This is a genomic window from Streptomyces resistomycificus (assembly GCF_001514265.1).
Taxonomy (GTDB): Bacteria; Actinomycetota; Actinomycetes; order Streptomycetales; family Streptomycetaceae; genus Streptomyces; species Streptomyces resistomycificus.
The window spans coordinates 116,633-134,294 of the sequence record NZ_KQ948990.1 but is presented as its reverse complement, the minus strand read 5'-3'; the positions used below and the strand labels follow the sequence as shown (position 1 = coordinate 134,294).

General features: G+C 72.0%; 19 protein-coding genes and 1 pseudogene. 9 read left to right on the top strand and 11 right to left on the bottom strand.

Annotated features, from left to right (window positions below):
* A partial coding sequence (locus tag AQJ84_RS10555; RefSeq protein ID WP_159042788.1) for a DoxX family membrane protein occupies window positions 1-318 on the bottom strand: 318 nt, incomplete at its 3' end.
* A gap of 151 nt (window positions 319-469) precedes the next feature.
* Here AQJ84_RS10555 and AQJ84_RS10550 point away from each other — a divergent pair.
* Window positions 470-796, top strand: a complete 327-nt coding sequence (locus AQJ84_RS10550) for a hypothetical protein (protein ID WP_030039178.1) — start codon at window positions 470-472, stop codon at window positions 794-796.
* Window positions 797-956: 160 nt separating this feature from the next.
* A complete protein-coding gene (locus AQJ84_RS10545; protein WP_030039179.1) occupies window positions 957-1,937 on the top strand; it encodes an aldo/keto reductase in 981 nt (326 codons plus the stop codon).
* Between the two features lie 374 nt (window positions 1,938-2,311).
* Here the strand turns inward: AQJ84_RS10545 and AQJ84_RS10540 are convergent, their stop codons facing one another.
* Window positions 2,312-3,091, bottom strand: coding sequence for an SDR family oxidoreductase (locus AQJ84_RS10540; RefSeq protein ID WP_053190744.1), 780 nt, complete (start codon window positions 3,089-3,091; stop codon window positions 2,312-2,314).
* Between the two features lie 177 nt (window positions 3,092-3,268).
* On the bottom strand, window positions 3,269-4,294 hold the full coding sequence (locus AQJ84_RS10535) for a Gfo/Idh/MocA family protein (RefSeq protein ID WP_030039180.1): 1,026 nt from the start codon (window positions 4,292-4,294) through the stop codon (window positions 3,269-3,271).
* A 96-nt stretch (window positions 4,295-4,390) separates the two neighbouring features.
* Between AQJ84_RS10535 and AQJ84_RS10530 the strand changes: the two genes are divergently transcribed.
* From AQJ84_RS10530 to AQJ84_RS10520, 3 genes are all read left to right on the top strand, one after another.
* Complete coding sequence (locus AQJ84_RS10530; RefSeq protein ID WP_030039181.1) at window positions 4,391-5,686, top strand: multidrug effflux MFS transporter; 1,296 nt, start codon at window positions 4,391-4,393, stop codon at window positions 5,684-5,686.
* Window positions 5,638-6,813, top strand: coding sequence for a serine hydrolase domain-containing protein (locus AQJ84_RS10525; protein WP_030039182.1), 1,176 nt, complete (start codon window positions 5,638-5,640; stop codon window positions 6,811-6,813). Before AQJ84_RS10530 ends, AQJ84_RS10525 begins: the two co-directional genes overlap by 49 nt.
* A gap of 257 nt (window positions 6,814-7,070) precedes the next feature.
* A complete protein-coding gene (locus AQJ84_RS10520) occupies window positions 7,071-8,060 on the top strand; it encodes a small ribosomal subunit Rsm22 family protein (protein ID WP_030039183.1) in 990 nt (329 codons plus the stop codon).
* Between the two features lie 260 nt (window positions 8,061-8,320).
* Here the strand turns inward: AQJ84_RS10520 and AQJ84_RS10515 are convergent, their stop codons facing one another.
* On the bottom strand, window positions 8,321-8,548 hold the full coding sequence (locus AQJ84_RS10515) for a DUF6243 family protein (protein WP_128092224.1): 228 nt from the start codon (window positions 8,546-8,548) through the stop codon (window positions 8,321-8,323).
* Window positions 8,549-8,657: 109 nt separating this feature from the next.
* On the opposite strand from AQJ84_RS10515, the gene AQJ84_RS10510 reads away from it, so the two are divergent.
* Complete coding sequence (locus AQJ84_RS10510; protein WP_030039185.1) at window positions 8,658-9,281, top strand: TetR/AcrR family transcriptional regulator; 624 nt, start codon at window positions 8,658-8,660, stop codon at window positions 9,279-9,281.
* Here the strand turns inward: AQJ84_RS10510 and AQJ84_RS10505 are convergent.
* The gene (locus AQJ84_RS10505; RefSeq protein WP_078631774.1) at window positions 9,180-10,118 is read right to left on the bottom strand and encodes a glycerophosphodiester phosphodiesterase; all 939 of its coding nucleotides are present in this window, start codon (window positions 10,116-10,118) and stop codon (window positions 9,180-9,182) included. The genes AQJ84_RS10510 and AQJ84_RS10505 overlap by 102 nt on opposite strands.
* A 170-nt stretch (window positions 10,119-10,288) precedes the next feature.
* Here AQJ84_RS10505 and AQJ84_RS10500 point away from each other — a divergent pair, with 170 nt between their 5' ends.
* Window positions 10,289-11,023 carry a bifunctional DNA primase/polymerase gene (locus AQJ84_RS10500; protein ID WP_030039186.1) on the top strand — a complete coding sequence of 245 codons (735 nt, stop codon included), beginning with the start codon at window positions 10,289-10,291 and terminating at the stop codon, window positions 11,021-11,023.
* A 189-nt stretch (window positions 11,024-11,212) separates the two neighbouring features.
* Here AQJ84_RS10500 and AQJ84_RS10495 read toward each other — a convergent pair whose 3' ends face one another.
* The 5 genes and pseudogenes from AQJ84_RS10495 to AQJ84_RS44050 form a co-directional block, all read right to left on the bottom strand.
* Complete coding sequence (locus AQJ84_RS10495) at window positions 11,213-12,214, bottom strand: hypothetical protein (RefSeq protein ID WP_078631716.1); 1,002 nt, start codon at window positions 12,212-12,214, stop codon at window positions 11,213-11,215.
* A complete protein-coding gene (gene efeU, locus AQJ84_RS10490; RefSeq protein ID WP_030039188.1) occupies window positions 12,174-13,046 on the bottom strand; it encodes an iron uptake transporter permease EfeU in 873 nt (290 codons plus the stop codon). The genes AQJ84_RS10495 and efeU overlap by 41 nt, the downstream gene beginning before the upstream one ends.
* 3 nt (window positions 13,047-13,049) lie before the next feature.
* Complete coding sequence (efeB, locus tag AQJ84_RS10485) at window positions 13,050-14,306, bottom strand: iron uptake transporter deferrochelatase/peroxidase subunit (RefSeq protein WP_030039189.1); 1,257 nt, start codon at window positions 14,304-14,306, stop codon at window positions 13,050-13,052.
* A gap of 68 nt (window positions 14,307-14,374) precedes the next feature.
* Window positions 14,375-15,517 carry an iron uptake system protein EfeO gene (gene efeO, locus AQJ84_RS10480; protein ID WP_030039190.1) on the bottom strand — a complete coding sequence of 381 codons (1,143 nt, stop codon included), beginning with the start codon at window positions 15,515-15,517 and terminating at the stop codon, window positions 14,375-14,377.
* A gap of 188 nt (window positions 15,518-15,705) precedes the next feature.
* A pseudogene (locus AQJ84_RS44050) lies at window positions 15,706-15,852 on the bottom strand (hemin ABC transporter ATP-binding protein); the annotation flags it as partial.
* 156 nt (window positions 15,853-16,008) lie between these two features.
* On the opposite strand from AQJ84_RS44050, the gene AQJ84_RS10470 reads away from it, so the two are divergent.
* The gene (locus AQJ84_RS10470; protein ID WP_030039192.1) at window positions 16,009-16,653 is read left to right on the top strand and encodes a PhzF family phenazine biosynthesis protein; all 645 of its coding nucleotides are present in this window, start codon (window positions 16,009-16,011) and stop codon (window positions 16,651-16,653) included.
* Between the two features lie 114 nt (window positions 16,654-16,767).
* Window positions 16,768-16,965, top strand: coding sequence for a hypothetical protein (locus AQJ84_RS10465; RefSeq protein WP_030039193.1), 198 nt, complete (start codon window positions 16,768-16,770; stop codon window positions 16,963-16,965).
* Window positions 16,966-17,010: 45 nt separating this feature from the next.
* Here AQJ84_RS10465 and AQJ84_RS10460 read toward each other — a convergent pair whose 3' ends face one another.
* A complete protein-coding gene (locus AQJ84_RS10460; protein WP_030039194.1) occupies window positions 17,011-17,658 on the bottom strand; it encodes a biliverdin-producing heme oxygenase in 648 nt (215 codons plus the stop codon).
* Between the last annotated feature and the right edge of the window lie 4 nt (window positions 17,659-17,662).

Genomic DNA, 17,662 nt, shown 5'->3' with positions numbered 1-17,662 from the left:
GCCGCCCTGGTTGAAGAAGCCGTTCGGGGTGTGGACCGCGGCCGCGCCCGCCATCGCACCGGCCGCCGCCGCGCCCGCCGCCGGGGTCGCCAGGCCCAGCGCGAGCAGTGTGCCGCCACCGGCCTCGGCGAGGCCCGCCGCCGCGGCGCTCTCCTTGCCGGGCGAGTACCCGACCGACTCGAAGAACTGGCCGGTGCCCTCCAGGCCGTGCCCGCCGAACCACCCGAACAGCTTCTGCGCGCCGTGCGCGGCCAGTACCCCGCCGGTGCCCAGCCGGAGCAGCAGCAGGCCCAGATCACGTCGGTCGTAAGAGGTCACGATGTCTCCCGGTGCGGACAGAAAGAAGGGAACGGACGGACAGTTCCGCGTTTCCACCGTCGCACCCCTCACACCTCCCGACCCATCCCGAGGCGCCGTTCGGGTGGCGTTCGGCTGGCGCGGCCCCTGGCACGGTGTGAGTCTGACTGGCATGACGATTCAGACCGCCAGACTCAGCGACCCTGCCGTCCGCGCCTTCGTCACCGCCGTCAACGCCCATGACCGCGAGGCCTTCCTGGAGGTCCTCGCCCCCGGCGCGACGATGGCGGACGACGGGTCGGACCGTGACCTCGGGGAGTGGGTCGACCGGGAGATCTTCACCTCCCACGGCCACCTGCAGGTCGACAACGAGTCCCAGGGCGGCCGCGCTCTCCTCGCCCGCTACAGCAATGACACCTGGGGCGAGATGCGCACCCGGTGGACCTTCACGGTCGGGGAGGACGGCCGGATCTCCCGCTTCGAGACCGGCCAGGCGTAACTAACCAGGGGTAGCCAACCGCGCGTAGCCAATCAGGCATAACCGACGCCGACCCTGACGCCGACACCGGCGACGGCGTCGACAGTCGCCACCGACCCCGACACCGAATACCGCCCGGCCCTTGCCTTCGTGTGCACTCCAACTCCTAACGTTCGCAGGCATGGAGACCACACGGACCCTCGGCCGTACCGGAATCAAGGTCAGCGCGCTCGGCTTCGGCTGCTGGGCGATCGGCGGTGAATGGCAGGCGCCCGACGGACAGCCGCTCGGCTGGGGCAAGGTCGACGACGAGGAGTCCGTACGGGCGATACGGCGCGCCCTCGACCTGGGCGTCACCTTCTTCGACACGGCGGACACCTACGGCACCGGGCACAGTGAACGCGTCCTCGGCCGTGCCCTCGGCAAGCGCCGGGACGACGTCGTCGTCGCCACCAAGTGGGGCAACGTCTTCGACGAGGCCACCCGCACCCTCACCGGCGGCGACGACACTCCCGCCTACGCCCGCCGCGCGCTGACGGCGTCTCTCACCCGCCTCGGCACCGATCACGTCGACCTCTACCAGTTGCACCTCTCGGACGCCGACCCGGAGCGTGCGGCCGTACTGCGGGACACGTGCGAGGAGTTCGTGCGGGAGGGGCTGATCCGCGCGTACGCCTGGAGCACCGACGACCCGGCCCGCGCCGCCGTCTTCGCGGAGGGTGAGCACTGCGCGGCCGTACAGCACGCGGTCAACGTGTTGCAGGACGCGCCCGAAATGATCGCGCTGTGCGAGGAGTTGAACCTCGCCAGCATCAACCGGAGCCCCCTCGCCATGGGGTTGCTGTCCGGCAGGCGTCAAGGCGCCCTGGAGGCCGGGGACATCCGTAGCCGGCCGCCGGAGTGGCTGCAGGGCTTCGAGGAGGGGGCCGGGGCCGCCACCGACTGGGTGGCCCGTGTCGACGCGCTGAAGGACGTGCTCACCAGCGGTGACCGTACGCCCGCCCAGGGCGCCCTCGCCTGGCTGTGGGCGCGCAGCCCGCGCACCGTCCCGATCCCCGGTTTCCGTTCGGTCGCCCAGGCCGAGCAGAACGCGGGCGCGATCGAGAAGGGGCCGCTCACCGCCGAGCAGATGGCCGAGGTCGACCGGATTCTCGGGCGGTGACCCGCTCCGGCCTGCAGCCGCTCGGGCTCGGTCATGTCGGTGGCAAGAGGCTGAATCAAGAGACTGAATCAAGAGGCCGGTCAAGAAGCCGGTCAAGAAGCCGGTCAAGAAGCCGGTCAAGAGGCTGATGTAGACGGCAGCCGTTCCACGCGCGCACCGGTGCGTACCTCGCGGTCACCCGCGAGGTCCACCCCCACCCGGTGCGGTGGAACGACTGCCGTCTCCCCCCTCGGAGAGGTCGGCGGAAGCCGGATCCCCAAGTGTGAAGCTCCTGTGGAGACGATGAAGAGCATAAGCCCGCCATCGGCCCGAATGGGGCGGAGTAATCAATTCCGTTTGTGCAAGTTGACGCTTCGACCATCCGGGCGGACGGCTCAGCCGCGCCCCACGTACGGCATCGCCGTCGCCAGCACCGTCGCGAACTGCACGTTCGCCGCCAGTGGCAGCTCCGCCATGTGCCGGACCGTGCGCGCCACGTCGGCGACGTCCATCACGGGCTCGGGCGCGATCTCCCCGTTGGCCTGGAGGGCTCCGGTCTGCATCCGCTCGGTCATGTCGGTGGCCGCGTTGCCGATGTCGATCTGCCCGACCGCGATGTCGTACGGCCGCCCGTCCAGGGACAGCGCCTTGGTCAGTCCCGTCAGCGCGTGCTTGGTCGCGGTGTAGGCGACGGAGTGCGGCCGGGGGGTGTGCGCGGAGATGGACCCGTTGTTGATGATCCGGCCGCCCCGCGGGTCCTGTTCCTTCATCTGCCGGTACGCCGCCTGCGCGCACAGGAACGCCCCGTTGAGGTTGGTGTCCACCACGTGCCGCCAGGCGTCGTACGGCAGTTCCTCGACCGGCACCCCACCAGGACCGAAGGTCCCCGCGTTGTTGAACAGCAGGTCGACGCGCCCGAAGGCGTCCACGGTGGCGGCGAACAGCGCGGCCACGTCCTCCGGTTCGGACACGTCGGTGCGCACGACGACGACCGAGGCGCCGTCGGGCGCCAGGGCCGCCGTCTCCTGGAGCGTCTGGAGCCGACGGCCGGCCAGCGCCACCGACCAGCCCGCGCGCAGCAGTTCCAGGGCGACCGCGCGGCCGATGCCGGAGCCCGCGCCGGTCACCACGGCGGTCCTCGTCGTCGTCCGGTTGTCCGTCTGCATGGCATTCATGGGCGGCAGCGTAGGCGAGCCTCGCGTGGCCGAGGTGCCGAGGTGCCGGAGGTGGGCGAGATGGCGGAGGTGGGCGAGATGGCGGAGGCGGCGGAGGTGCTGGACGTCGCGGAGGTGTCGGACGTCGCGAAGGCTTCGGACGTCGTGGAGGTGTCGGACGTCGCGAGGCCTGCGCGCTCAGGCCACCGGGGTGAGTTCCGGCTCGCCCGTCTCGCTGGGGTAGCGGACGCCGATGCGCTCCCGGATGGTGTCCAGCGTCCGCATCACGGCGAGCGTGCCGTCCAGCGGGACGAGCGGCGACTCCGTCTCGCCGGCCCGCAGGGCCCGCATCACCTCGCGGGCCTCGTGCTTGAGGCTGCCGCGCGGGCCGTCCGCCGGGCCGGCCACGAACTCCTCGGGGTCGCGGCCGTCGCGGTGCAGCACGAAACGGTCGGTGTGGAAGAAGCCGTACGGGATGTCGATGCGGCCCAGCGAGCCGGTGACGGACGCCGTGGTGGCCGTACCGCCGATGACGGAGCAGTGCACCGACGCGAGCGCGCCGCTGTCCCAGGAGAGCAGCGCCCCGGTCTGGAGGTCGACGCCCTCGTCGGAGATCACCGCGCGGGCCGCGACGTCCGACGGCTCCCCGAGCAGCAGGTGCGCGAACGACACCGGGTAGACGCCGAGGTCGAGCAGCGAGCCGCCGCCCTGTTGGGGGTCACGCAGCCGGTGGGTGGGCGGGAAGGGGCCCGCGAGGCCGAAGTCAGCCTGGACGTTGCGCACCTCGCCGATCGAGCCGTCCCGCACCAGGTCGGCCAGTCGCCGGATCAGCGGGTTGCAGTACATCCACATGGCCTCCATCAGGAAGCTCCCGCGCTCCCTCGCCAGCGCGACCAGCTCCTCGGCCTCGCGGGCGTTCAGCGTGAACGCCTTCTCGCACAGCACGTTCCGCCCGGCCTCCAGGCACAGCCCGGCGGCCGCCCGGTGAGCCGAGTGCGGGGTGGCGACGTACACGACATCGATGTCCTCGTCCTGGGCGAGCGCGTCCCAGCTGCCATAGGCGCGGGGGATCCCAAACCGCTCCGCGAACGCCTTCGCCGACTCCTCGGTCCGCGAGGCCACCGCGACGACCTCCGCGTCCGGCAGATCCACCAGGTCCGCGGTGAACGCCGCCGCGATCCCACCCGTCGCCAGGATCCCCCAGCGCACCTTCTGCTCCGTCATCCCGGTCCCACCCTCGCTCACACGAACCTCGTCACCGTGTACGAGCTGAGAGCATAGGTGGCGGATCAGTCGGAGAGGTCGGAGAGGGAGGGGCTCATGCCCGAGCACGGGGCGTCGACACCGGACACGTCACACGCCGCCGTACCCGGAACACGGCCCGCCGGCCGCGGACCGCGCCGCACCGGCCTGCTCGTCACCGTCGTCCTCGGCGGTCTGACCGCCACGCCCCCGCTGGCCATGGACATGTACCTCCCCGCGCTCCCGGAGGTCACCCGCTCCCTGCACGCGCCCACCGCCACGGTGCAGCTCACCCTCACCGCCTGTCTGGTCGGCATGGCGCTCGGGCAGATCGTGGTCGGCCCGATGAGCGACCGGTGGGGCCGCCGGCGCCCCCTGCTGGCCGGCCTGGTCGTCTACGTCCTCGCCACCGCGGTGTGCGCCCTGGCACCGACCGTCGAGCTCCTGGTCGCCTTCCGGCTGGCGCAGGGCCTCGCGGGCGCGGCCGGGATAGTGATCGCGCGAGCCGTCGTACGCGACCTCTACGAGGGCGTGGCCATGGCCCGCTTCTTCTCCAACCTCATGCTGATCTCCGGAGTCGCCCCGATCGCCGCGCCGCTCGTCGGCGGCCAGATCCTGCGGGTGACGGACTGGCGGGGCGTGTTCGTCGTCCTGGCGGTGATCGGGATCGTGCTCACCGCCGTCGTCTGGGCGAGGCTGCCCGAGACCCTGGCACCGGCCGACCGGCACGACGGCGGCTTCGCCGAGTCCGTACGCTCCATGCGGGCCCTGCTCGCCGACCGCGTCTTCACCGGATACGTCCTGACCGGCAGCTTCTCCTTCGTCGTGATCTTCGCCTACATCTCGGCGTCCCCGTTCGTCATCCAGGAGATCTACGGCGCCTCCCCGCAGACCTTCAGCCTGCTGTTCGGCCTCAACTCCGTCGGGCTGGTGATCATGGGCCAGGTCAACGGCAAGCTCCTGGTCGGCCGGGTCAGCCTCGACAAGGTGCTCGCCGTCGGGCTCGTCGTCGTCGGGCTCGCCGCGGTCGCGCTGCTGCTGATGTCCGCGGGGGTCTTCGGCGAGGTGGGGCTCGTGCCGATCGCGGCGGGGCTGTTCGTGGTGATGTCCGCGATCGCGCTCACCATGCCCAACGCCCAGGCGCTGGCCCTCATGCGGGTCGAGCGCTCGGCCGGCTCCGCCTCGGCGCTCCTGGGCACCTCGTCCTTCCTCGTCGGAGCGGTCGCCGCGCCCCTGGTCGGGATCGGCGGCGAGGGCACCGCCGTGCCGCTGGCGCTCGTCCAACTGGGTGCCGTACTGGTGGCGGGTGCCTGCTTCGTGATTATGTGCCGTCCTTGGAACAGACGTGCGAGTGTGGAGGGAGCGGAGAGCTGAGCGCGCCGAGACTGCGCAGCGACTCCCCGGAACGGGCCGGGCTCGACCCCGAGGAACTCCGGCAGATCGTCCGGCAGGTCCACGACCTGACCGCCGGTGAGCGCCCCTGGGCGGCGGGTGCCGTCGTGGTCGTCGGACGGGGGCCGGTGATCGCCGTGGAGGAGGCGGCGGGCTGGGCCGTCCGGTACGCCTCCTACGACCCCGTGACCGACCGGGGCGTGGAACTGCCGCCCGACGCCCGCATCCCGGCGACCGTCGACACCCCCTTCGACCTGGCCTCCCTCACCAAGCTGTTCACGTCGGTCGCGGCCGTGCAGCAGATCGAGCGGGGCACCCTCGGCATCGACGCGCGGGTCGGGGCGTACCTGCCCGACTTCCGGGCGGCCGCCGAACACGGGATCACCGTCCGCGAACTGCTCACCCACACCTCCGGCCTGCGGCCCGAACTTCCCCTGTACGACTGTGCCGACGACGCCCAGCGCCTGGCGATGCTGCGCGCGGAGCCCCCGGTCGGCGTGCCCGGCACGTACACCTACTCCGACCTGAACCTGCTCCTCCTCCAGCACGTCCTGGAACGCATCACCGGCCGTGGCCTCGACGTCCTCGTCCACGACGGCATCACCCGCCCGCTCGGCATGACGTCCACCGGCTTCGGCCCCTGCCCCGGCGCGGCGGCCACGGAGGACCAGCGCCGGCCGTGGGCCAAGGCGGACCGCGGGATGCTGCGGGGTGTGGTCCACGACGAGAACGCCTGGGCGCTCGGCGGGGTGGCCGGCCACGCGGGCCTGTTCTCGACCGGCCGGGACCTCGCGGTCTTCTGCCGTGCGCTGCTGGCGGGCGGCGCGTACGGGCCCGCCCGCATCCTCGGCCCCGACTTCGTCGAGCTCCTCATGTCCCCACCGGGCCTCGGCTTCGCCCTCGACCAGCCGTGGTTCATGGGCGAACTGGCGGGCCGGGGCGCGGCGGGCCACACCGGCTTCACCGGAACGTCCCTGGTCCTGGACCAGGCGACGGACACGTTCTGCGTCCTGCTGGCCAACACGGTCCACCCCTGCCGCCGCCCCCCGGACAGCAGACCACGGGCAGGGGTGGGGACACGGGTGGCCAGGGCGGTGCGGGGGGCTTAGGGGCGGTTTGTTGTGGAGCCGGGAGGCGGGGGAGGGCTGCGTCTCGGCCGGTCGGGTTGAGGACGGGTGGCGAGCGGTTCGGCCGCTTCTCGGCTGAGTGACTCGAGCGAGTTGAGCGAGTCGAGCGAGTCGAGCGGAAGGGCGACGGGCGTCTCTCGATCGACCGGGTCGGGTGGTGGGTGGGCGAAGGTCCGGGGGTCTGGGGGCGGAGCCCCCAGCAGGGTCCGCCGGTACCCCGGTCCACTTAGAATCGCCGGGTGAACGACGCCGTACCACCCGCCGAAACCCTGCGCACGGCCCTCGCCGCCCTGCTCGACGGCCTCCCGCCCCGGCAGGCCGCCCAGGCCGTGGAACGGTTGATCGCCAGCTACCGGGGCGCCACCCCCACCGACAGCCCGATCCTCCGCGACCGCGCCGACGTGGCCGCCTACGCCGCCTACCGCATGCCCGCCACCTTCGAGGCCGTGCACGCCGCGCTGGAGGCGTTCGCCGAGGCCGTACCCGACTGGGCACCCGGCAGCCACGTGGACGTCGGCGGCGGCACCGGCGCTGCGACCTGGGCCGTCACCGCCACCTGGCCCGGCGAGCGGGGCGTCACCGTGCTGGACTGGGCCGAGCCCGCCCTCGCCCTCGGCCGGGAGGTCGCCGCCGCCAACCCGGCGCTGCGCGACGCGAACTGGCGGCGCGCCCGGATCGGTTCGGCGCTCACCCTCGACAGCACCGACCTGGTCACGGTGTCGTACGTCCTCAACGAACTCACCGCCCCCGACCGCGCCACCCTCGTCGACGCCGCCGCCGACGCCGCCCAGGCCGTCGTGATCGTCGAACCCGGCACCCCCGACGGCTACGCCCGCGTCATCGAGGCCCGCGACCGTCTCGTCGCCGCCGGCTTCCACGTCGCCGCGCCCTGCCCGCACAGCGCCGCCTGCCCGATCGTGCCGGGCGAGGACTGGTGCCACTTCTCGGCGCGGGTCAGCCGTTCCTCCCTGCACCGCCAGGTCAAGGGCGGCTCCCTCGCCTACGAGGACGAGAAGTTCGCCTACGTGGCCGCCGCCCGCTTCCCGGTCGCACCGGCCCCCTCCCGGGTCGTCCGGCGCCCCCAGATCCGCAAGGGCCAGGTACTCCTCGACCTGTGCGAGTCCGAGGAACGACTGGCCCGCCGCACGGTCACCAAACGCCACGGGGACCTGTACAAGGCGGCCCGCGACGCGGACTGGGGCGACCCCTGGCCGCCCGCGGACCACTAGCCGCCCGCCCGCGGACCACTAGCCGCCCGCCGGCACACCACCAGCCGCCCGCCCGCGGACCACCAGCCACCCGCCGGCACACCACCAGGCCCGCGGGCACACCACCAGCCGCCCGCCCGCGGACCACTAGCCGCCCGCCGGCACACCACCGGCCGCCCGCCCGCGGACCACCAGCCGCCCGCCGCCAGGCCACTAGCCGCCCGGCATCGCACGGCCGGCCACCGCGCCGCCTCTGACCGGTGAAACGACCCGTCCCGCGGTCACGGCGACGCCTCGCCGGTGGCCTCCGCCGACTCCTCCTCCACCCCCGTCTCCACATCCACCGGTCGTTTCTCCTGGAGCTTGCGCAGCAGCTCCCGCTTCTGCGCCCGCGAGTCCAGCCCACCGCCGATCCGGCCGCCTCGCTCCCCGCCCCGCAGGGCCGCACGGCCGAGGTTCCTGCGCGTGCCGCCGACTCCCAGCATGTTTCCCGATCCGCCTCGGGTCATCGGTTCACCTACCTTCCCGCGTACCGTCCATGACGATACGTATCGTCTCGCCGTATGCTCACCACTGTCCGGCGAGACGCGGCGTCTTGTCAACTGATAACTTCGAGCCATGACGCTCAAGAAGCCCGCCCCCGACGCCACCCGCCGCAGCGAGAAGTCCCGCCGTGCGATCTTCGACGCCGCGATCGCGCTCGTCGTGGAGGCCGGCTACCCCAAGACCACCATCGAGGGCATCGCCGCCCGCGCCGGCGTCGGCAAGCAGACGATCTACCGGTGGTGGTCGTCGAAGGCGGAGGTGCTGATGGACGCCTTCCTCGACCTGAGCGAGCAGGCGAGCCGGGAGGCGGCGGCCGACCGGGATCCGCACGTCTTCCCGGACACCGGCGACATCGCGGCCGACCTCAAGTTCGTCCTGCGGGCGACCGTCGACGAACTGAAGAACCCCCGCTTCGAGGCGCCCTCCCGCGCCCTGGCCGCCGAAGGCGTGGTCAACGAGCAGCTCGGCCGCACCTTCGTCGCCAAGCTCCTCGAACCCTCGCTCCAGCTGTACGTCGAGCGGCTGCGCTCCGCGCAGGACGCCGGCCAGGTCCGCCCGGACGTCGACCCGCGCATCGCCCTCGAACTCTTCGTCTCACCCCTGGCGCAGCGCTGGCTCCAGTACTCCGGCCCTCTCTCGCACGAGTACACCGACACCCTCGTCGACTACGCCCTCCACGGCATCGCGCCCCGCTGAGGCCCTCCGCGCGGGATGCCGGGCGAGCAGGCCCGGCGCGTCCGTGATGATCCCGTCGCAGCCCAGGGCCAGCACCCGGTCCCGCTCGGCGGGAGTGAGCACGGTGTGCGCCCACACCCGCGGGATCCCCGAGCGCACCGCCCGCAGCAGGTCGGCGTCCCGCGCCCGGTGGTCGACGTCGAGCAGATCGACGTAGGGCCGCCAGCGCTCGGGGCGGTCCCCGCGCAGCTGCTCGGCCGAGCGCCACAGCTGGGAGAGCAGACCCAGGTCATGGGCCCGCCGGGCCACCTCGGGGTCGTTGGAGTTCACGAACACCGAGCGGTTCAGACCCCGGGCGCGGATCATCCCCGCCAGCCGGTCCAGGCCGCGCGGGTCCTTCGCCTCCAGCATCAGCACGATCCGCCCCCCGAGGCGGTCCAGCACCTCCGCCACCGTGGGCGGCCGCTCCGACCGCCAGCTCCCGGGCAGCGAGCCCCGGGGGCGCAGCCGCACCCCCCGCCAGTCCCGCGCGCCCAGCCCGCGCACCTCGCCGCCGAGGAACGTCGTCCGGTTCAGCGTCGGATCGTGCAGCACCACGGGCGTGCCGTCGCGCAGCACCTGCGTGTCGAGGTCCAGCACCTGTGCCGTACCGCGCCGATAGGCCGCCATCAGCCCCGACATGCTGTTCTCGGGCACCTCGCGCGCACCGCCGCGGTGCGCGACGTAGGTGATCCGGGGCAGCGAGTCCACGGTCAGCGGCCCGAGGCCCCACTCCAGCGGGTTCGCCGGCCCGGTGAGGGCCAGGGAGACCACGGAGGCCGCGGAGGCCAGACCGGTCAACGCGATCCAAGTGACCATGCCGACCACGGTAGGGCGCGAAATCATGACAAAGCCGCCAATGACACTCGATCCCCGCGACGGCCCGCCTCGCCCCACCCATCCCTCTTGTCGGCTCCGGCACCCCCGAAGCGCGGGAAAGTGGGACCATAGGGCATGCTGTTCCGCACGACGGCGAGGCGAGGAGATAGATGAGCGCGGAGTTCGGTGGCCGCTCAGGCCGGCAGGGCAAAATCTCCCAGTGGCTGCGCGGACGCCGCCCGAAGGAGGCCGCCGGGGACGGTGGCCGTGAGGCCCTGCTGCTCGATGCCGCCGGAGCGGGACTGCCGCTCGCGCCCGCCGCGTATCCCACCGCGGACTTCCGCTGTTCCTGCGACCGCGTCGGCTGCCCCACCCCGGCCCGGCACCCCTTGTCGTTCGCCTGGCAGACCCAGTCGACCACCGACAGCGCCCAGATCGAGCGCTGGGCCCGCAACCAGCCGCAGGCCAACTTCATCACCGCGACCGGCATGGTGCACGACGTCCTCGACGTGCCCCTGGAGGCGGGCCGGGAGGCGCTGGAGCGGCTGCTCGGCTCCGGCATCGAGGTCGGTCCGGTCGCCGAGAGCGACGACGGCCGGCTGCTGTTCTTCACCCTCACCCGCGGCACCCCCGAGGACGAGGACGAGTGGTGGCCCTGTGAACTGGACTGCCACCCCGAGACCATGGACGAGCACCCCGGCCTGCGCTGGCACTGCCGCGGCTCCTACGTCCTCGTCCCGCCCGCCCGGCTCCCCGGCGACCACCAGTCCGTGCACTGGGTCCGCGGTCTGGAGCACCCGCTGCCCGACCCGCTGACCCTCCTGGAGATCCTCACCGACGCCTGCGCCCGCTACATCGGCGAGGAATCCGACCACGCCAACTCCGGCTGGCCGTCGCGCCGCTGAGCCGCTGAGCGTGCGTCAGGCACCGCGAAGCGGTGGCACGGCCGGGCGGCGAGTTCGATGTCGTGGCGGGCGCACCGACGCGGGGGCGAATTCGATGTCGTCGCGGGCACACCGACGCGATCACGGGACCCGAGGACCCGCTTCCCGACGGCGCCGACCACCGAAGCCCGCCTGGGCTTTTCGGCCGTCCTACTCGCCCTGCGCCGACGTCATGCCCTGGATCCGGCCCAGCACCGACACCTCCTGGTCGTCCGAACCCTTCCCGGGGTCCAGGGCCACCTGGTTGGAGACGAACTCCATGGTGAACGACTGCTTGATCTCGCCCTTCGTCAGTGCGAGCACGTCGTCGCCGGGCGTGGGGATCGAGGAACCCGGGTAGGCCGTCTGCTTCTCGAAGTGGTGCGTGGAGAAGAACACCAGCGCCCCGCCGTCCGCCGTGCGCAGCGCGAGCGGCGCGTAGTCACCGCTCGCCAACGGCTCGTCGATGTACTGGGTGGCCAGACCCGGCCTCTTGGCGTCCTTCTTGCGCTCCGCACGCCACACGCTGGTCTGCGCGCCGTCCGCGAAGACGTCCCCGCCGTTCTTCAGGTACGTCGTGTACTGCTCGCCCAAGTCCGCGGGCTTGACGGCCAGTCGGGCCGAGTTCACGTCGACCGCCTCGGCCCAGCCGTCCTTGTCCTTCTTGAACTCCGGGACCTTGCCGGGCGCCACCAGCGTCAGGTACGCCGCCTCCCAGGGCTCGTCCAGGCCGCCCCGGGTGAACACGAACAGCCAGCGCACACTGCCGCCCTTGTTGCCGGCCGCGTCGGCGACGAACCAGCGGGGCCAGCCAGCCTTCTTGGGGATGGTGAACTTCGCGTCCGACAACTCCAGCGGCGTGTGCGCCGGATTGCCGCCCGGGTTGTTCGCGGCACCCGCCTTCAGCCGGGCCCGGTCGATGTCCTCCAGGGCGCCCGTGACATGGTCCGCGTCCAGGGAACTGTCGTACGCCTTGTCGGCCTTGTTGTACGCGGCCGTGAACTGGCGGAGCGCCTTGCCGGCCTCCGCCTGCGTGGTCGCGGGGAGCACCTCCCGCTCCCCGTGCACCACCATGCATCCGCTCGCAGTCAACGACAAAGCGGTCACCGACGCTGCTATCAGTGCGCTCCGGTCAAGACTGCGGAGCCTTCGAGGGCCGCGATCCAGGCTCATCAGGTTCCTTCACCTTCCCCTTCCCGGAGGCGAACCCTACCGGGGCGAGGAACAGCGCGAGCGTCGGGACCAGGTACAGCAGCCACACCGTGACCTGGAGGACCGTCGGGTCGGGCTGGAAGTTGAGGACACCCTTGAGGAGCGTGCCGTACCAGCTGTCCGGAGGGATGGTCCCGGTGATGTCGAAGGCCTTGTTCGTCAACCCCGGCAGCCAGTCGGCCTCCTGGAGGTCGTGGAACCCGTACGCCAGTACGCCCGCCGCCACCACGACCAGCATGCCGCCGGTCCAGGTGAAGAACCTGGCCAGGTTGATGCGCACGGCACCCCGGTAGAACAGCCAGCCCAGGACGACCGCCGTCAGGATGCCCAGGGCCACGCCGACCAGCGGGCGCGGGGTGCCGTCACCGGCCGCGCGCACCGACGCCCACACGAACAGGGCCGTCTCCAGGCCCTCCCGGCCGACCGCGAGGAAGGCGGTGGCGACCAACGCGCCGGTGCCCATCTGGAGGGCGGCGTCCAGCTTGCCGTGCAGCTCCGACCGCAGGTGCCGGGCGGTGCGCCGCATCCAGAACACCATCCACGTCACCAGGCCGACCGCCAGGATCGACAGGGAGCCGCCGAGCGCCTCCTGCGCCTCGAACGTCAGCTCCTGGGAGCCGAACTCGAGCGCGCAGCCGAACCCCAGGGCGATGGCGACGGCGACGCCGATGCCGATCCAGATGGGCTTGAGCGCGTCCCGGCGGTCCGTCTTGACCAGGTAGGCGATCAGGATGCAGACGACGAGGCTGGCTTCCAGGCCCTCGCGCAGACCGATCAGGTAGTTGGAGAACACGGGCTACGCCTCCTCGGAGAACAGCGTGCTTCCCCACCAGTCGTCCTTGTCGCGGACGCCGGGCGGGACGGCGAAGACCGCCGAACCCACGTGCTGGATGTACTCGTTGAGGGCGTCGGTGGCCAGGTTGCGCTGGACCTGCACGAACCCCTTGCGCACGTCCCTCTGGTACGCCAGGAAGAACAGGCCCGCGTCCAGCCGGCCCAGGCCGTCCGTGCCGTCGGTGAAGGAGTAGCCGCGGCGCAGCAGCGTCGCCCCGTGGTTGGAGTCGGGGTGCGCGAGCCGCACGTGCGCGTCGGGCAGCATCGCCTTCAGGAACGGCTCGTCACGCTCCTTGGCCTTGCCGACCGGGGCGCCCTCGCCCTTGTCGCGGCCGAAGATGTCCTCCTGCTCCTGCAGGGAGGTGCGGTCCCAGGTCTCGATGTGCATGCGGATGCGCCGGGCGACCAGGTAGGAGCCGCCCTCCATCCACGCGGGGCCGTCCTTCTCGTCGACCCACACGAACTTCCTCAGCCGGGCGGTCTCCGTCCCCGCGATGTTGCGGGTGCCGTCCTTGAAGCCCATCAGGTTGCGCGGGGTCTGCGCGTCGGGCGTCGTGGACGACGTCTTGCCGAAGCCGAGCTGCGACCAGCGGATGACGACCTTGCCGAAGCCGATCCGGGCGAGGTTGCGGATCGCGTGCACGGCGACCTGGGGGTCGTCCGAGCAGGCCTGGATGCACAGGTCGCCGCCGCTGCGGTTGCGGTCAAGGTTGTCGCCCGCGAACTTCGGCAGGTCGATCAGGGCGTCGGGCCGCTTCCCCGCCAGCCCGAACCTCTCGAACAGCGACGGCCCGAACCCGATCGTCAGCGTCAGCCGGGACGGCTTCAGCCCCAGCGCCTCGCCGGTGTCGTCCGGCGGGGCCTCGGCGAGACCGCCGTACGCGCCCTCGCCGACCGCGTGACCGGCGGTCATCCTGCGCGCGGCCTCGGTCCAGTCCCTGAGCATCGCCACGAACGCGGCGCGGTCGTCGGTCGTCACGTCGAACGCGGCGAAGTGCAGCCGGTCCTGCACCGGCGTCGCGATGCCCGCCTGGTGGGTGCCGTGGAAGTCGACCGCGGCACCCGCAGACGCGCCGGCCGGGTCCATGTCCTCGTCGGCACGGGTCACCGCGACCGCGCCGCCGACCGCGACGGCCCCGAGCGCGAGCCCGGCACCGCCCCAGCCGATCAGTGCCCGCCGCGAGGGAGCGGTGGCTTCGGGTTCGGACGAGTCCGCCATGACCGTGTCCCCTGTGTCGTCCCCTGTGTGGGCCTCTGAGTCGGCCCCTGAGTCGTGCCGTGCCCCGCTCACTTCGCGACCACGGCCGCGGCGAGCTTGGACAGCGGCTCCGCGAGCGCGTTCACCCCGTCCGACAGTTCCTTGCGGTCGGCCTCGCCGACCTTGTCGTAGGAGGTGAAGTCGTACGACGTCTTGTCGGCGCGGTACTTGTCGAGCAGCGTGTTCAGCGCGGCGAACTGCTGGTCGAGTTCGGTGACCAGGGCCGCGTCGTTCTCCTTGGCGACCGGCTTGAGCAGCGCGTACGACTTCTCGGCGCCCTCGACGTTGGCCTTGAAGTCGACGAGGTCGGTGTGCGAGTAGCGCTCCTCCTCGCCGGTGACCTTGCCGGTGGCGACCTCGTCGAGGAGCTCCTTGGCGCCGTTGGCCATGGAGGTCGGGGTGATCTCGGCCTTGCCGACCCGCTTCTGCCAGTCCTTCAGGTCGGCGATCAGCTGGTCGGCGAGGGTCTTCTCCGCGGCGCCGATCTTCTTGTCCTGCCAGAGGGCCTTCTCCAGGCGGTGCCAGCCGGTGAACTCCTGGCCGTCCTCCAGGCCGTCCGCGCGGACGTCGACCTTCGGGTCGATGTCGCCGAAGGACTCGGCGACCGGCTCCGTGCGCTCCCAGCCGATGCGGGAGGGCGCGTACGCCTTCTTCGCGGCCTCGAGGTCGCCGGCCTTGACCGCCGCGGCGAAGGTCTCCGCCAGCGGCAGCGTCTCGTCGGCCTGCGCCTGCACGTAGGCGCGGTAGGAGGCGACGGCCTTGTCGAGGCGCGGGTCGCGCTTGGCGACCGTGCCGCCGGTGGCCTTGACGTTCTGGCGGATGCCGTCGCCCTTCATGCCGGGCTTGCAGGCGATCTGGTAGTCGCCTGCCTTCACCTCGGCGGTGACCCGCTGCTTGGTGCCGGGGCCTATGTTCTCGCGCTCGGTCACGATCCGGTCGTCCGGGAAGAGGACGTAGACCTCGGTGACCTTGGAGCCCTTGTTCTCGATGGCGAGCTCGACGTGCCCGGCCGGGAACTCCTTCTTCGACACCTCGCACTTGTCGTCCGTGGCCGTCACCTCCACGACCCGGTCACCGCTCCCGGAGCTGCTCTTCTCGGTGCATCCCGTGACGGCGGTCAGGGCCGCCACCGCGGCGGTGGCGGTGACGACGGAGAGGCGTACGGCTCGCATGCGGGCTCCCGGCAATGGCTGAAAATCACGTGACAGGGCTCACACGGATTGGTGAGGCTCGCCTAACTTATCTGAGGCTTACCTGCGTGATACCCCCACGTGCCGTGATTCACCTCTCATAGACGGTGTAAGGGAACGACCTGATCACGGTGACTCAAACCGGGCGCCAAGGAAGGGTCAAAGGAGATTCAAAGGCTCCGCTTCGGGGTCACCAGGAGCCCTCCCGTCCGCGGATGCGGAAGCACCTCGACGGGCTGCTCGTAGACTTCCGTCGGCAGACGGTCCGAGAACACCTCAGCCGGCGGGCCGTCGGTCGCCACCCGGCTGGCCCACAGGCCGCGACCCGGTGCGCGTCCGATGACGCCGGAGACGCTGACCGCGGCGGCCGTCAGCAGGGCGACGGCGAACACTGTTTAGGCAGCCTCGCCTTGTCCAGCCCGGCGGGCCGGAACCTGATAGTCCGGCCGCCCGTGTGATGTTTGAATGCCCGCGTGACTGACTACGACGTGCTCCGTGTCTTCTGCGGAGCGAACGGCGGATACGGCAACGAGCTCGGTGTCGTCCGCGAGGGCTCCGTGATGCCGGACCCTCAGGAGCGGCAGACCTTCGCCGGGAAACTCGGCTTCAGCGAGACCGTGTTCGTGGACGACCCCGAGCGAGGTGTCGTCGATATCTACACGCCGACCCTGCGGCTGCCCTTCGCCGGGCACCCCTGCGTCGGCACGGCCTGGCTGCTCGACGTGCCCGAACTGGTCACCCCCGCCGGGGTGGTGGGCGTCCGGCTGGACGGCGAGTTCAGCTGGATCGAGGCGCTGGCCCAGTGGGTCCCGCCGCGCACGCTGCGCCAGTACGCCACGGCGGCGGAGGTCGACGACCTGCCCGTGCCGCCGAAGGGGGAGTGGATCTACGCGTGGGCCTGGGAGGACGAGGCGGCCGGCCGCGTCCGCGCCCGCGCCTTCCCCGGCCGCGACGACGGCATCGACGAGGACGAGGCGACCGGCGCGGCGGCGATGCTGCTCACCGACCGTCTGGGCCGCGCCCTGAACATCACCCAGGGCGCGGGGTCGCAGCTCCTCACGGCTCCGCAGCCGGGAGGCTGGGTCGAGGTCGGCGGGCGGGTCGTCCTGGAACGCTGACCGGCCACGAGGGCCGCGGTCGATCGGGCGTCCGTTCGGGTGGTCCCGCGTGTGCGTGCGGCGACGAACGGGGACCTCTGGGCGTGACCACTCAGCCAACGTGAGAGGAACGCCATGCGTATCCGAGCAGCCCTGACCGCTGTCGCCCTGGGCGTCGCCCTGACCGCCGCCGGCGCGTCGTCCGCCTTCGCCGACGACGGCCACCACCGCTTCGGCGGCGACGACCCCGTCTGCAGCCCGTACTTCGGCGCCATCGACCACGCGCCCGGCGGCATCGTCTGGGGCGGCGTGAACTGCCACGACGACTTCTGACAGGGCACCGGGCCCCCTCCTGTACCGAGGGGGCCCGGCCGTCGGTCACGCCGAGAGCGGGAACTCCTCACCCAGAGCCCGGAAGACCCCGGTGTTCAGGGCGAACGCCCGCTTGCACTCGGCGACGATCCGCTGCTTCTCCAGGTCGTCGGCGCGCACCTCGTCCAGCCGCTCGCGGTAACCCCGCTTGAACGCCGCCGGGTTGCCGATCTCCTCGAACACGTAGAAGCGGACCCCGTCGCCCTTCCGCTCGAAGCCCCAGGTCTTCTCCGCCTTGTCGCGGATGATCTGGCCGCCCGAAAGGTCGCCCAGGTAGCGCGTGTAGTGGTGGGCGACGTATCCGGCCGGCCACCGCTCGGCGCACTCCCGCACCCGCTCCGCGTACGCCCGGGTCGCCGGCAGCGCCGAGACGCCCGCCCGCCAGTCGGGGCCGCGCAGATGCTCCAGGTCCCGCTCCAGCGCGGCCAGCCGGAACAGCTCGGGCTGGACGAACGGCCCGGCCACCGGGTCCGCCGCCAGCCCCTCCGTTTGGGACTCCAGAGCCTCGTACACGAACCACAGCTGCTCCGTGTAGCGCGCGTAGGCGTCGACACCGAGCCTGCCGCCGAGCAGGTCGCTCATGAACGTCGAGGTCTCCGCCTCCACGTGCTGCTCGTGGGAGGCGGCGCGGATGACTGTCGAGAAGGAGTCCATGGCC

What these genes read in the sequence shown, in the direction of transcription:
- AQJ84_RS10465 (WP_030039193.1), top strand. Translation starts at nt 16,768, where the DNA reads ATGCGTATCCGAGCAGCCCTGACCGCTGTCGCCCTGGGCGTCGCCCTG.
- AQJ84_RS10505 (WP_078631774.1), bottom strand. Translation starts at nt 10,118, where the DNA reads ATGGTCACTTGGATCGCGTTGACCGGTCTGGCCTCCGCGGCCTCCGTG.
- AQJ84_RS10515 (WP_128092224.1), bottom strand. Translation starts at nt 8,548, where the DNA reads ATGACCCGAGGCGGATCGGGAAACATGCTGGGAGTCGGCGGCACGCGC.
- AQJ84_RS10530 (WP_030039181.1), top strand. Translation starts at nt 4,391, where the DNA reads ATGCCCGAGCACGGGGCGTCGACACCGGACACGTCACACGCCGCCGTA.
- AQJ84_RS10460 (WP_030039194.1), bottom strand. Translation starts at nt 17,658, where the DNA reads ATGGACTCCTTCTCGACAGTCATCCGCGCCGCCTCCCACGAGCAGCAC.
- efeB (WP_030039189.1), bottom strand. Translation starts at nt 14,306, where the DNA reads ATGGCGGACTCGTCCGAACCCGAAGCCACCGCTCCCTCGCGGCGGGCA.
- AQJ84_RS10500 (WP_030039186.1), top strand. Translation starts at nt 10,289, where the DNA reads ATGAGCGCGGAGTTCGGTGGCCGCTCAGGCCGGCAGGGCAAAATCTCC.
- AQJ84_RS10550 (WP_030039178.1), top strand. Translation starts at nt 470, where the DNA reads ATGACGATTCAGACCGCCAGACTCAGCGACCCTGCCGTCCGCGCCTTC.
- AQJ84_RS10535 (WP_030039180.1), bottom strand. Translation starts at nt 4,294, where the DNA reads ATGACGGAGCAGAAGGTGCGCTGGGGGATCCTGGCGACGGGTGGGATC.
- AQJ84_RS10510 (WP_030039185.1), top strand. Translation starts at nt 8,658, where the DNA reads ATGACGCTCAAGAAGCCCGCCCCCGACGCCACCCGCCGCAGCGAGAAG.
- AQJ84_RS10540 (WP_053190744.1), bottom strand. Translation starts at nt 3,091, where the DNA reads ATGAATGCCATGCAGACGGACAACCGGACGACGACGAGGACCGCCGTG.
- efeO (WP_030039190.1), bottom strand. Translation starts at nt 15,517, where the DNA reads ATGCGAGCCGTACGCCTCTCCGTCGTCACCGCCACCGCCGCGGTGGCG.
- AQJ84_RS10495 (WP_078631716.1), bottom strand. Translation starts at nt 12,214, where the DNA reads ATGAGCCTGGATCGCGGCCCTCGAAGGCTCCGCAGTCTTGACCGGAGC.
- AQJ84_RS10545 (WP_030039179.1), top strand. Translation starts at nt 957, where the DNA reads ATGGAGACCACACGGACCCTCGGCCGTACCGGAATCAAGGTCAGCGCG.